Source organism: Funiculus sociatus GB2-C1 (assembly GCF_039962115.1).
GTDB lineage: Bacteria > Cyanobacteriota > Cyanobacteriia > Cyanobacteriales > FACHB-T130 > Funiculus > Funiculus sociatus.
This window is the reverse complement of record NZ_JAMPKJ010000001.1, coordinates 256454-270860: the sequence shown is the minus strand read 5'-3', so window position 1 is coordinate 270860 and position 14407 is coordinate 256454. Positions and strand designations below refer to the sequence as shown.

Annotated in this window: 9 protein-coding genes; 5 read left to right on the top strand and 4 right to left on the bottom strand. The window is 44.1% G+C overall.

Annotation, left to right across the window (positions count from 1 at the left end; translation table 11 throughout):
- Positions 1-6: 6 nt before the first annotated feature.
- The 3 genes from NDI42_RS01285 to NDI42_RS01275 form a co-directional block, all read right to left on the bottom strand.
- Entirely contained in the window at positions 7-972 is a 966-nt protein-coding gene (locus NDI42_RS01285) for an Npun_F2552 family protein (protein WP_190454360.1), read from the bottom strand.
- 133 nt (positions 973-1105) lie between these two features.
- On the bottom strand, positions 1106-1405 hold the full coding sequence (locus NDI42_RS01280) for a hypothetical protein (protein ID WP_190448141.1): 300 nt from the start codon (positions 1403-1405) through the stop codon (positions 1106-1108).
- Positions 1406-1484: 79 nt separating this feature from the next.
- Complete coding sequence (locus tag NDI42_RS01275) at positions 1485-2906, bottom strand: aspartate ammonia-lyase (RefSeq protein ID WP_190443679.1); 1422 nt, start codon at positions 2904-2906, stop codon at positions 1485-1487.
- A gap of 257 nt (positions 2907-3163) precedes the next feature.
- On the opposite strand from NDI42_RS01275, the gene NDI42_RS01270 reads away from it, so the two are divergent.
- The 4 genes from NDI42_RS01270 (at position 3164) to NDI42_RS01255 (ending at position 8870) form a co-directional block, all read left to right on the top strand.
- Complete coding sequence (locus NDI42_RS01270; protein WP_190454357.1) at positions 3164-4105, top strand: tetratricopeptide repeat protein; 942 nt, start codon at positions 3164-3166, stop codon at positions 4103-4105.
- Between the two features lie 296 nt (positions 4106-4401).
- Positions 4402-5382, top strand: a complete 981-nt coding sequence (gene msrP / locus NDI42_RS01265) for a protein-methionine-sulfoxide reductase catalytic subunit MsrP (RefSeq protein ID WP_190454354.1) — start codon at positions 4402-4404, stop codon at positions 5380-5382.
- 371 nt (positions 5383-5753) lie between these two features.
- A complete protein-coding gene (locus NDI42_RS01260) occupies positions 5754-6881 on the top strand; it encodes a tetratricopeptide repeat protein (protein WP_190454351.1) in 1128 nt (375 codons plus the stop codon).
- A 471-nt stretch (positions 6882-7352) separates the two neighbouring features.
- Complete coding sequence (locus NDI42_RS01255; protein ID WP_190454348.1) at positions 7353-8870, top strand: carboxypeptidase M32; 1518 nt, start codon at positions 7353-7355, stop codon at positions 8868-8870.
- Positions 8871-9033: 163 nt separating this feature from the next.
- On the opposite strand, the gene NDI42_RS01250 is transcribed toward NDI42_RS01255, so the two are convergent.
- Complete coding sequence (locus NDI42_RS01250) at positions 9034-11787, bottom strand: cation-translocating P-type ATPase (RefSeq protein ID WP_190454345.1); 2754 nt, start codon at positions 11785-11787, stop codon at positions 9034-9036.
- Positions 11788-12234: 447 nt separating this feature from the next.
- On the opposite strand from NDI42_RS01250, the gene NDI42_RS01245 reads away from it, so the two are divergent.
- The gene (locus NDI42_RS01245) at positions 12235-14304 is read left to right on the top strand and encodes a cation:proton antiporter domain-containing protein (RefSeq protein WP_190454343.1); all 2070 of its coding nucleotides are present in this window, start codon (positions 12235-12237) and stop codon (positions 14302-14304) included.
- Positions 14305-14407: the final 103 nt, after the last annotated feature.

The following is a 14407-nucleotide window of genomic DNA, read 5'->3' as shown; positions in this document are numbered from 1 at the left end:
CTTGACTTATCTACCAGCATAAGCGTTCATCGGTTCTTTGATAAACCGGATGTAGAGATGCCTGAAAGTAGATTTAATCACGCGCGGCATGGCGAAGTCGATAGGCATCATCTTAGTAGGCAGTTTCCAATCCAGCACCTTTAAATCTTCTGGGTGCAGTTGCACAAAGTCAATCGCCTCTAGATTTGAGCAAAGACCTAATCTCATCGAAGCCGCGACTGTGGGAACCTGAAGGGGATTTACATTGAGCATTTCGACAATGGCACGATCTAGAGCAAATACATCACTAGAAGCCGCTAGAATGCCTAGAGGACGGGGTTCGCCACCAGAAGGCCCGTTTCCTTCGTGACCGATAATTCCATCTAAAATGGTTAAATTGGGATTAATTGCTCTGGCGGTTTCTACCAACATTTCCCCAAAGCGATCGCTATCTTTCCCCGCCTCCATGTGCCACCACGCTTTCATTTTTCCGGGTACGCAACCAAAGAGATTTTTTACACCCATTGTCATTGTTAGTTGACAATGAGATTTTACTTTGGGCAAGTTAATTACTACATCTGCATCGAATGCTTCTTTGCACAATAGCAGATGATTGAATTCTTTGTTGGCTGTTTCGTAACGCTTGCCGTGAAATTCTACAATTGGCAGATTTAATTCTTCCATCAGGGGAAGATAACCATTAGCCTTTGCCACACCCATCGCACTACCAAAAGCGGGACTATCCCCAAAGAAAGGTTTACCGCCAGCTTCTTGCACCAGTTTGGTAACGCAGTGAACGATTTCTGGACGAGTGACGCACTCATTGCCTACACGACCACCTGTGAGTAGATTAGGCTTAAGTAGGACGCGATCGCCTGCCTTTACAAACGCTTCTATCCCTCCTAATGGTGCCAGTAAGCTTTGCAGAGATTCCCGCAATAATTGCTGTTCGTAGGAATTCGCCCGAATTAAACTAACAGAAGATTTTCTCATTTTCAATTTTGGATTGAGTTAGCCTGTATAACTTAAAAGAATGTGTAGTGCTGGGTTTCGTTCCAAAGGCCCAGCCTACTCAATTTCTGAATTTTAAATTTTGAATCAATAACTCAAAAATCAAAACTCAAAACTATTTTCGGTTGCCACGAGTTAAAGCAGTCACTCTTTCGGCATTGGAGAAAACATCTTCTCCGTGGAGGTGAGGCATAGAAGGCTTTACTTCAACTTTGATAATATTGGCTGTGTTGATAAAAACTGTTTCTTCAGCTAGATGAAGAATCCACCATGATTTATCTAAAAGACGGCGGACTTCTTGCCGCATTTCCTGCTGAGTTTCTATAGCCTCAGCAGGTTCATAGATAGTGAATGATTCTGTGTTACCGTCGATATAATGAAAGGTTAATTGTGTTGCACCTGATTGACTGTGCATTAAAAATACTCCTGGTTAGATAGTCATTAGTCATTAGTTATTATGGCAGCACTAAGGACTACTGACTAATGACTAAAAACTAATTAATCTTGGCTTCTGGCATGGCGCTCATTTCCTCTAAGTCTAAAACTTTGGCTAGTTCTTCAGAACTCATCAAACCTCGTTCTAGTACAATTTGTCTTAGAGATTTGCCAGTTTCGAGGGATTCTTTGGCAACCGCAGCGGCATTAAGATAGCCGATGTGAGGATTGAGGGCGGTGACGAGGGCGAGACTTCCTTCTGCGTAGGCGAGACAGCGATCGCGATTGGCGGTAATTCCCTCTAAGCATCGTGTAGTGAGTGCTGCTAGAGTATTTCCCAAAATTTCGATACTGTGAATTAGGTTATAAGCAATCAGCGGCATCATCACATTTAACTCTAATTGTCCGGCAGAGGCAGCAAGCGCGATCGCATTGTCATATCCCATCACCTGAAAACACACCATCGTCGTCATCTCTGCCATCACCGGGTTATACTTCCCTGGCATAATCGAAGATCCCGGTTGCACTGGCGGTAACTGAATTTCTTTTAAACCAGTTTTTGGCCCCGAATCCATCAGTCGTAAGTCGTGGGATATCTTGACGCAATCCTGCGCTAGGTTCCGCATCGCACCGGAAACGTTGACAAAAGGTGCCATACTCTGCATTGCCGCCATCAGATGCGGGGCGGGGCGCAAGGGTTGGTCGATTAATCTTGACAATAATTGGGCAACGCGATCGCAATACTGAGGATGGGTATTTAGTCCAGTTCCCGCCGCCGAGCCACCCAAACCGAGTATCATCAAATCTTCAGATGCTCGCTCTATGCGGATCAAGTGGTCTGAGAGAATTTGCGCCCAAGCGCGGAAGCTCTCGCCGAGTCGCACTGGAACCGCGTCTTGTAGGTGAGTTCTGCCAGATTTGACGATATCCTGAAATTCCTCAGCTTTGTTGTCTAAAGCAGCGATCGCATCCGACAATGCAGGGAAAAGCGTTTTTTCCAAAGCCACCAACGCCCCAATTCTAATCGCTGTAGGAATCACATCGTTAGTAGACTGACCATAGTTTACGTGGTCGTTGGGGCTGACGCGCTGGTAATTGCCTTTCTCATCGCCCAGCAGTTCTAGCGCCCGATTGCTTAGCACTTCATTGACATTCATATGGTGCGACGTTCCTGCACCCGCCTGATAGACATCCACAACAAACTGATCGCGGAACTTCCCAGCCAGGACTTCATCAGCTGCTTGGACAATTGCCTGACTGATCTCGGCGGGAATGCAGCCAAGTTCCCCGTTAGCGATCGCAGTTGCTTTCTTAATCAACACGCAAGCATCGACGTAGGTAGGCAAAGGCTTCAGCCCACTTATCGGAAAATTTTCCATCGCCCGCAGTGTCTGAATGCCATAGTAAGCAGTTTCAGGAATCTGCCGCTCTCCCATTGAATCTTTTTCAATCCGGTAGGTTGAACCTGTTGTTTGAGTCATATCCGTTCTCTATCCCTCTTTTAGATGAAATCATCCCATGTCTGACCGATATTGGATTGGGGATTGGGAATTGGGGATTGGGAATTGGGGATTGGGGATTGGGAAGAATTTTACTCAGCGCCTAGTCCCCAGCGCCTAGTCCCTAGTCCCTAGTCCTTAGTCCCCAGCCCCCAACCCCCAATCCAAAATTTTTTTCCGGAATGTTGAGTCAGGTTATTGTTTTGGGAATCATAAATATGAGATCATCCTAAAGAAAGATGCCAGATTCTATGACACAAACTATACAACTCGAAGCAGAATTCTTTTTCCAGCAGGGATTGCGCCAGCTCCAGGCAGAAAAATTTGAGGCAGCAATCTCTAGTTTAGACAACGCCCTGAAGTGTAAGCCCGATTATACCGATGCCTTGTCCCAGCGGGGCTTTGCTCTAGGAAACTTAGGTCGCCACGAAGAAGCGATCGCTTCTTTTGAAAACGCTCTGGCAATTCAGCCAGATGCCTCCTGGGTTTGGTTCAACCGGGGAATTGCCCTAGGAAAATTAGGCCGCTACTACGATGCGCTAAACAGCTTTGACCGAGCCATTGAGTTCAATCCGGACGCTTCCGCCGCTTGGCACAATCGCGGCATTACACTGGTTGACTGGGGTCAGTATGAAAAAGCAGTGAAGAGCTTCGACCGTACCCTGCAACTGCGACCAGATGCTTACTGGGCATGGTACAACCGAGGCAATGCCCTATCCAGCTTAGGAAAATACCTCGAAGCGCTCAACAGCTTTGATAGAGCGATTGAGTTTAAGCCGGATTCCGCCAATGCTTGGCACAACCGGGGCATTGCCCTGAGTGACTGGGGCAACTATGAAAAGGCAATTTCCAGCTTCGAGAGAACTATCGAAATTAAACCCGACTACTACAAAGCTTGGTTTAATAAAAGCGTTGCTCTAGGGAAATTAGGGCGCTACGTCGAAGCGATCGCCTGTTGCGATCGCGCTTTAGAACTTAAACCGGATTATCCCACTGCCTGGTATAACAAAGCTTGTTACAGCGCCAAGGTTAGCCAAATTGAGATAGCGATCGCTTCCTTAGAACAAGCCATAAGTCTATCTCCAGAAAAATACCGCCATCTGGCAAAACACGATTCAGATTTTGACAACATTCGGGCCTCAAAGCCGTTTGAAGCTCTCATACTCGCCGAAAGCGATTAAACCCTTGTTTTATTTATTATTTCCATCTGTGGCACGGTTGAGTCTCCCAGGCTTGACCCTGCCACAGATGGATCTATATCTGGCTTAAATCCCTATTCAAAATCTATTATTTAACTCAGTCGAGCTTCGCGTTGCACAATTGCGTAAGGATATACCTCTTTTTAACCAGCCCTTGTCTGCTGGCATGAGAAGTCAAGAGTGCTGATTAAAGCGTTAGGATTTAAGAGTTAGGAGTTCTTTATTCTTGAGCTCCTAACTCTTAACTTTAATCCTCACTACTAACTTTTACCTTTCAAATGGCAATAATTCGCATACCCGAATCCTGGGAAATTCCAGAACGAGAAGTAACATCAGAAGCCGCATTTTTTAATCGGCGTCGCTTTCTCAAATCGCTGATAGGTGCCAGCGTGGGAGCTACTATCCTGCCAATTCTCGGCTGCGATGATTCTTCTGAAAACATGGCACTAGAAAAAACATTAAATACAGCAAAATTAAAGGCAAATGTAAATCCCGCTTTTTCAGCAGTTGATCGTCCTGTCACTGACCAATCTCTAGCTGGACAATATAACAACTTTTATGAATTTGGCGGCACAAAATCGATTTGGCCCGCAGCGCAGGCATTACCAACCGATGACTGGAAAGTTGAAGTCAGCGGTTTGGTGAAAAACCCCCGCACCTACGACTTAGACGATATCAAGAAAACATTTCCTCTAGAGGAGCGCATTTACCGCTTTCGCTGCGTGGAAGCGTGGTCAATGGTGATTCCGTGGATTGGATTTGGGATGCGTGAGCTTATCGCCGCCGTCGAACCAACCAGCCAAGCCAAATTCGTTCGTTTTACCTCATATTACGACAAAAATATTACCACTGGCCCTAGCTTCCACTTAGGTAAATTACCTTGGCCTTATACTGAAGGTTTGCGCCTTGATGAAATGGCGAATGAATTAGCGTTTTTTGCAGTAGGCGTTTACGATCATATCCTGCCAAAACAGCACGGTGCGCCGCTAAGAGCCGTGTTGCCTTGGAAATATGGTTTTAAAGGCGCAAAATCTATCGCCAAAATCGAATTTCTTGACACTCAACCCGCCACATTTTGGAACACACTAGACTCGCATGAATATGATTTTGAGGCGAATGTAAATCCCACAAAACCTCATCCCCGCTGGTCGCAAGCAACCGAAAAATTTGTCAGTAAAGGGCCAAAGCTGACATGGGAAAAACGACCGACTCTCCCTTACAACGGTTATGGGGAATATGTAGCAAATTTGTATGTTTAAATTTTGCTTTCTCGTTTCTAGTCTCTGACTAGAAACCCATTATGGGAGGCTCTGCCTCCCATAAAATAATATCAGGTAGATCCTGATAGTAGGCATTCCCAGTCGCAGGCTGGGAACGAAAAACATTAGAAAAGGGAAGTTCTCTCTTTTTAGAAGAGGGGCTTTCGATGTCAACCCTAGGATACCAATTCAAGGGTTGGGTGCCATACATCTGTAGGGACATGGCAATGCCATGTCCCTACAGATGTGGACTGAACGTCAGAACCGTGAGATATTCCCCCCAACTGAGAAACGCTATACTGCGCTGCTCTTTTTTTAGAAGCAAACGATAGAATTTGAGATAAAAGCGTTGTGTGCGTAGGTGCCGCCAAATGACAAACTACATAGAAGAAGCTAAAAATCTTTTTAGTCAAGGTTTGGCTTATTTAGAGTCAAAAAACTTTGAAGTTGCGCTTACTTATTTTAACCAAGTAATTCAGCTAGTATCTTACCATGCAGATGCCTGGGCTTGTCGGGCGCTGGCACTGGGACATTTAAAACGTTATCAAGAATCGATTGATAGCTTTGACAGGGCGCTTGAGTTTAATCCAAATGATATTCGTATATGGCTAAACAGAGGTATTGCACTGGATGAATGGGGGCAGCATGAGAAAGCGATCGCTAACTATGACAAATTACTGGAGATTCAACCAGACAATTACGAAGCTTGGGCAAATAAAGGTAATGCTCTAGCCATGTTGGGGCGGAATCCAGAAGCGATCGCTTGCTATGACAGAGCTACAAAAATCAATCCTAATTATTACAAAGCTCACAGCAATCGCGGCAATGCGCTGGTTAATTTAGGCAAACATCAACGGGCAATCTCTAGTTATAAAAGAGCGTTAAAAATTAATCCTGATGACCCGGAAGTATGGTATAATTTGGGCTGCTGTTTTATGGTTTCGGGCGGCGATGAAGATGCGATCGCGGCTTATGACAAAGCCATAGAAATCAAGCCAAACCATACAAGTGCTTGGACTAACAAAGGTACGGTAGCGTCTAAGTTAGGTCGCCAGCAAGAAGCGATCGCCTGCTACGATAAAGCCCTAGAAATAGATCCAAACGAGACTCACACCTGGAACAATCGTGGTTTAGTGCTGCGGAGATTGGGGCGAATAAAGGAAGCGATCGCCTGTTACGACAAATCTGTACAATGCGACCCAAATAATTATGAAGCTTGGGATAATCGCGGTTATGCCCTGACAAAATTGGGTAAGTATAAAGATGCGATGACAAGTATCGAGAAATCTTTAGAAGTTAATCCCAATCATGCTAACGGGATTTACAACAAAGGCTACTGTTACGCTTTGCAGGGAAAAGTCACATTAGCTGTCGATTATTTGCAGCAAGCAATTCAATTAAATCGTGCTAAATATCTACCTGCGGCTAAAACCGATCCAGATTTAGATTGTCTGCGTAAAAATAAGCGATTTCAGCTTTTGATTGGGGACATTAAGTGATAATACAGGGCTTAGGGATATTAAGCCGCAAGAAATAGAATTTTTTGTTTTTCTTCCTAGGTTGGCTAAAAGATGCCTAGTATAATTAAAAATTAAAACGCAAAGCAAAAAAAGAAACAACCTACATTCTCTAGCTACACTACGTTTGTGGATGGTTAGTTATTGTCTAGTGTCAGCTATAAGAAAATCCAGGCTCTCTAAAACTTGTTGCTATAAAAAATTAGATAGGTTATTCGTTTTTCATAAAGATAGCTTAATTAAATTTATCATAATTTATAAAAGTTAGAAAATTAAACCTTTAATACTAAAAAATAATTTATTAAATACTGTTGCAGCAATAATAGTGCTGTCTAACTCAGGAAAATGTGTCAAAATAGCAGTCTACAGGATAGCAACAATCGAGACGGGGTGCTGGTCTGAGCTTGGCTCTTCTGCGTCACATTATACAAAACAAGCATACCTCAGCTAATCATGCAAACTCTCCAAAAGACTCACCCTAAACTTCAAGAACTAAAAACTCTCCTCACCGAAGTTGACGACATTTACTCAGCTGCTTCGTTACTTTACTGGGATCAAGCTACTTATATGCCTCCTGGTGGCGCAGCTGCAAGGGGTCGTCAAATGGCTACTCTGCAACAGATTGCCCATACTAAGTTTAGCGATGCAACTATAGGGCAACTGTTATCAGATTTGCTCTCTTACGAGGAGAGTTTGCCCTATGATTCTGATGAAGCCAGCCTGATTCGCATCACTAGGCGCAACTACGATCGCGCAGTGCGAGTGCCAGCTGATTTTATGGCAAAAATGTCTCTGCATCGAACCGCGTCTTATAACGCTTGGGCGATCGCTCGTAGCGAAAATAACTTTGCCGCCGTGCAGCCTTATCTAGAAAAGACGCTGGAAATATGTCAGGAATATGCTAACTTTTTCCCTGGCTACGACCATATCGCTGATCCGCTGATTGATGGTGCTGATTACGGGATGAAAGCAACGAGTGTGCGATCGCTTTTTTCCCAATTGCGCGACAAACTGGTTCCTATTGTCGAGGAGATTCTTTCCCAACCTGTAGCTGATGATACTTGCTTACGCCAGAGTTTCTCGGAAGCAGAACAGCTAGATTTTAGCCTCAAGTTAATCGAACAGCTAGGCTTTGACTTTAATCGAGGGCGACAAGATAAGACGCTGCACCCATTTATGACGAATTTCTCGATTGGAGATGTGCGAATTACTACCCGGATCAGAGAAAACGATCTGAATGAGGGACTTTTTAGCACCATCCACGAGATGGGACACGCATTATACGAGCAAGGTATCAACCCCAAGTATGAAGGGACACCCCTAGCTGGAGGAACCTCATCCGGTGTGCATGAGAGTCAATCTCGACTGTGGGAAAATCAGGTAGGACGCAGCCGCAACTTCTGGAAGTTCTTCTATCCGCAACTGCAAGAGGTTTTCCCCCATCAACTGGGTGATGTTTCCCTAGAGACATTTTACCGGGCGATTAATAAAGTTGCGCGATCGCTTATCCGCACCGATTCGGACGAAGTAACGTATAACTTGCACGTTATGATTCGCTTCGATTTAGAACTGGAACTCTTAGAAGGTAAACTCGCAGTGCGCGACCTTCCCGAAGCTTGGAACCAGCGTTACAAATCCGACCTCGGTGTTGTTCCGAAAAACGACAGCGAAGGCGTAATGCAGGATGTCCACTGGTATACTGGCACGATCGGGGGAATGTTCCAAGGATACACCCTTGGCAACATTATGAGCGCCCAATTTTTTGCAGCCGCACTCAAAGCTAATCCAGAAATTCCCACCCAAATTGAGCAAGGAAATTGCCATACTTTGCACAATTGGCTCAAAGAAAATATCTACCAGCACGGTAGCAAATATACAGCCGCTGAACTGGTTGAGCGCGTCACTGGCAAAGAGTTGAGCATTGAACCATTTATCCAGTATATTCAGCACAAATTTAGCGATTTTTCTTGAGGATTGTAGGTTAGACCCGTGCGATAGCGAAACCCAACAAACCTAATATTAGCGTTGGGTTTCGTTACCTCAATCAAACCTACTTGCTACTACAGTTATCCACCGTTCGGATAAAGTTCGGCGTAGGTTAGTTAAGGCGTAGCATTTGGGTATTCCATCTGACTTAGTTAGGAGGGTCAAAGCGATTAACTAAGGAGGCTACTGCAATCATTGGTAAACCCACCAACAGGCAAATTAACCATTGATTTAAGTTCAGTGGTGCTGTATAGAATAAGTTATTCATCAAGCTCCATTGACTGAAGATTATCTGCAAAATTACAGTGCAGACAATACCAATAAGAATAGCTGGAGCATCGCTAATTCGTTGAATTCTCCCACTGATTTTCTCAATGATAGAGCTTCCGAGTTTGCTAATGCTTAATAGATAAAAGATTCTACCAGCTACTAAAGCTTGGATTGCCATCGTGCGGGCTAAAGCGAGATTTCCTGTAGTTTGTCGTATCCATTCAAATACGCCAAAAATAACAATCCAGTTAAAGGCAGAAATTACCAGGATTCGCTGTAATAAACGACGCGAAAGCAAGGGTTCATTGGGGTGGCGCGGGGGTTGTTGCATCACCCGCCCAGATGGAGGCTCAAAAGCTAATGGAACAGTCATGGTGATGGAATTCACCATATTTAGCCAGAGAACTTGTAAAGATAAAATCGGCAATTCTCTAGCTAATAACACGCTGAGCAAAATCGTCATCGATTCCCCGCCATTTACTGGAAGAATGAAAGCGATCGCTTTCATTAGATTGCGGTAAACTGTACGACCTTCCTCAACAGCAGCTTCTATCGAGGCAAAGTTATCATCAGTCAAGATCATATCAGCGGCTTCTTTCGCCACCTCAGTACCAGCACCCCCCATTGCAATTCCAATATCTGCTTGTTTGAGTGCGGGTGCATCGTTGACACCATCCCCCGTCATGGCGACAACTTCACCTTTGGATTGTAAGGCTTCAACGAGACGAAGTTTCTGTTCTGGGGCGACACGGGCAAACACAGCTCCATGTTCTACCGCATTTGCCAATTCTTGTTCATTCATTTGGGTGAGTTCTTGCCCGGTGAAAGCCAAAACTTCCCCATCTTTGTTAAATCCCATGCGAGAAGCGATCGCTTGTGCGGTGACTGCATGATCGCCCGTAATCATCTTTACCTGAATACCCGCTTCTTGACAGGCTTGCACAGCTTTTATAGCTTCGCTTCGAGGCGGATCGATCATGCCTTGCAATCCGATAAAAATCAGATTATTTTCAATATCTGTATGCTCTAAAGAATTCTGATTAACATCGACATTTTTCTTAGCAAAAGCCAGCACCCGTAACCCCTCGGTTGCCATTGCATCAACTTCCTGATGCACAGCATTTTTATCAACAGGTGTAAGATTTCCTCGTGCATCCAACATCTGCCCAGAGCGATTAAGAATTGCTTCTACTGAACCTTTAACATAGACAATTTTTGATTTTTGATTTTGACTTTTGGATTGAGCAACCTCTCCAGCTTCCTTATGTAAGGTTGCCATGTACTGAAACTCTGACTCAAACGGGATAACATCCAATCTGGGCATTTCCCGTTCTACATTTTCCTCAGAAAATCCTACTTTCTTAGCGAGAGCAATTAATGCTCCCTCAGTTGGATCGCCAATAACACTCCATTGCCCATCCTTTGTTTCCAGCCGCGAATCATTGCATAAAATTCCAGCCTTTAAACATTCCTGAAGTACAGAGGAATCATTTAAATTAACTGGCTTTTCATGTAAGAAAATTTCCCCTTCTGGAACATACCCACCGCCGCTAACTGTATAATTCTCACCTCCTGCATAGATAGCTTGCACGGTCATTTGATTTTCAGTTAGAGTGCCAGTTTTATCAGAACAAATGACTGTAGCACCGCCCAAAGTTTCCACCGCAGGCAACTTGCGGACGATCGCATGACGGCGAGCCATGCGGGAAACGCCAATCGCCAGCGTCACTGTCACAACTGCTGGTAATCCTTCGGGAATCGCACTCACAGCCAAGGCTACGGCAGCTTCAAACATTGCCACCCACGAGTTGCCATACCCCAGCCCTATCACAAACGTTAATGTGGCTATCCCCAGAATGATATACAGTAATTTTCGACTGAATTTATCAAATTTGCGGGTTAACGGAGTTGTTAGATTCGTTCCTCGATCCATTAACTGGGAAATGCGCCCGGTTTCTGTCGCCTCTCCAATAGCAACCACAATACCGCGTCCGGTGCCAGATGTTACAAAGCTGCCAGCATAAGCCATGTTGGTTCGCTCTGCCAGAGGTGCGTCTTTCTGAATTGGTTGAGTGTCTTTTTCAACAGCAACTGACTCGCCTGTGAGGGCTGATTCATTGATTTGCAAGTTACGCGCTTGTACGAGACGCAAATCCGCTGGCACTTTGTCCCCAGAGGTGAGTAGTACAATATCGCCTGGTACTAACTCAGTAGAAGGAACTTGTACTTTTGATGAGTTGCGGATGATATTTGTGTCTGTTTTTACTGAGGAAGCTAAGGCAGCGATCGCGCTCTCGGCTTTGGATTCCTGAACAAAACCAATGATGGCGTTAATTAGCGTAACGCCCCAAATCACCCAAGCATTTACCCACTCTCCCAAGAATGCTTTAATCGCACCAGCAATTAGCAAAATGTACAGCAGCGGTTGATTAAACTGCAAAAGAAATCGCACCAAAGGGCTTTTCCCGGCTTTACCTTTGAGTTCGTTAGAGCCAAACTGCTCCTGTCTTTTTGCTACTTCAGCAGATGCTAAACCTGTTTTTAAATTACTGTTTAACTCACTACTAATTTCCGGCGCAGGCAAATGGTGCCACTGTTGTTCCAGCAGTTTTTCTTTGGCTATTGCTATCATATTGTTTGCTCCAAGATGCTTGCCCTAGCAGTTTAATGAAAAATTACACGGCTAGGGTTTATTGCCTACTTATGAATATCCCCAGATTTTTACATCTTGGCAAACAAATATGACAACAAGATGACAGCAATGCTGCAAATCCAATCTAAGCAAGTTAGGGTAGGGATTAGTTCAGGTAAGTAGATGTATCTAATTATTTGTAGGCATGGGTTTGTTGGGTGCGGTTCCAAGGGCCCAACATGGAGCAGATATTTAGTTTAATTATGTCTACCTATATAGTTAAGTTCTATGCAATCAATCAATCTAACCTCAGATGTAAATTTTGCGGTAAGACTTTTGGTAATCTAGACGTTTGTTGTTGCAAAAAAATAGTCCCAGAGAGATGCTTATACATCTGACTTTGTATAGATGACAAGTGTTTGTAAGTAAAAAGTAATTAGAAAAATTATGGGAAATATTTTGATAAACCTGGAAAACTGGCGGCGATCGCTTACTGAGTTTTTGACTCCCTCAGTGTTCTCTGGCCCGATCACCGATCCGGTTCCAGTTTTCCTGACCATTATGGCGATTATGCTAGTTGCACCGCTATTATTTGAGCGGATTAAACTACCTGGAATTGTCGGCTTAATCCTCGCCGGAGTGGTTGTAGGGCCGTATGGATTAGGTGTTTTAGAACGAGATAGCACCATCATTTTATTAGGCACAGTCGGATTGCTATTTCTGATGTTTATGGCTGGACTAGAAACCAGCCTGGACGATTTGAAATACAACGCAGATAAAGCAGCCATATTTGGAATAGCAACCTTTGCTTTACCGATGGTATTGGGTACAGCTGCGATGCTGCTTTTGGGATACAGTTTTTTAGCAGCAATATTGGTTGCTTCTTGTTTTGCTTCCCATACACTTTTGGCATTGCCAGTAGTTACAAAATTGGGAATTATGCGAACTCAGGTTGTGACTGCAACTTTGGGAGGAACTTTAATTACTAATGTGTTAGCGCTTCTGGTTCTAGCAGTTGTTGTTAAAGCTCACCAAGGCAGCCTCAACCTTAGTTTTTGGCTATTTCTGATTCCGGCTTTAACCATTTATACCTTTGCAACTTTATGGGGAGTTCCTAAAATTGGTCGTTGGTTTTTCCGGCGTTTTGGTCACGATGAAGGGGCAGAATTTACTTTTGTATTAGCAACTTTATTTGTGGTATCTTATGCGGCTGAATTAATTGATATTGAGCCGATTATTGGGGCATTTTTGGCGGGAATTGCGATTACTCAAATCATTCCCCAACTTAGTCCGCTGATGAATCGAATTCAGTTTGTTGGCAATACCTTGTTTGTGCCATTTTTTCTGATTTCGGTAGGGATGTTGATTAATCCAGGGATATTAGTGAGCGAACCGCGATCGCTATTAGTAGCCGCAGTAATGATTTTGGCGGAAATAGTTAGTAAATTTGCCGCAGCTTGGGGATCTGGTAAAATTTTTGGCTTCAAGTTTCCCGGAGTTATGGTAATGTTTGGTCTTTCCGTTGCCCAAGCTGCATCGACTTTAGCAGCGGTTACGGTAGCTTACCAAATTAAATTGGTGGATCAGGTCACTGTTAATGGCATTATTGCCATGATTTTGTTTACCTGTATTGCTTCGCCTTGGGTTACTGCCCGTTGGGGGCGAGATATGAAGCCAGAGGTAGCAAGTCCGGCTAGCGGAGGAAAACAGCAGTTAGGCGATCGCATTTTAGTTCCCGTAGCTAACCCCAACACTGAAGATAATCTATTGCAACTTGCTCTGATTTTGACTAAAAATGCTGGGGGAACTTTACTACCGCTTCACATTTTAACTGACAATTTGGGGCCAATTTCAGCTGATGCCAAGGCGCAGCAAATCCAGTTATTAGCGGCAGCAGAAACTATTGCTCATGCTTCTGTAACCTCAGTTGAGCCAATTGGTAGAGTGGATGACTCAGTTGATAAGGGAATTATACGAGCTGCCCAAGAGCGTAATGCTAATTTAATCGTTTGTGGTTGGAAAGGGTATTCTAACTATCGAGATAATTTCTTCGGCGGTGTAATTGATAATGTAGTGCGTCGAGCAACAGTGCCAGTGTTAGTCGCCCGATTTTCTCACCCAATTGAGAATACAAAACGGGTATTTTTAGCATTCACTGAAAGAGAAACATTATCCTCTAAATTTGGGCAAGCAGAGAAGCTGGCACGAACTCTTTCCGTGGAACTAAAGGCATCACTGCAATTGTTACAGGTAACGACAACTTTTGGGCGTTCCTCAAATTCAAATTTAGAAGTAACTGGATTTGGCCCAGAAGTTCCAATTGTGCGAGTGCAGGGAAACTTTGTGGGAAAGGTTTCTCGAATGCTGGAAACGGATGATTTATTAATATTAACTGGTGGGAGCCATCCGGATAGATTTGGCTTGCCAGCCGTAGGAATTGCGCCAGAAGCGATCGCGCGTAGTCGTGCAGATATTTCTATGTTAGTTATCCACTTTCCGCGCCAGCCAATAGGATAACTTTTAAGAAGGAGCATTTTGCCACTGATCGAGAATATCTAATAGTCCCAAAGCTGAAAAAATAAATGCGGTAGTTGCAAAATATTATTTACCATGTAATTAA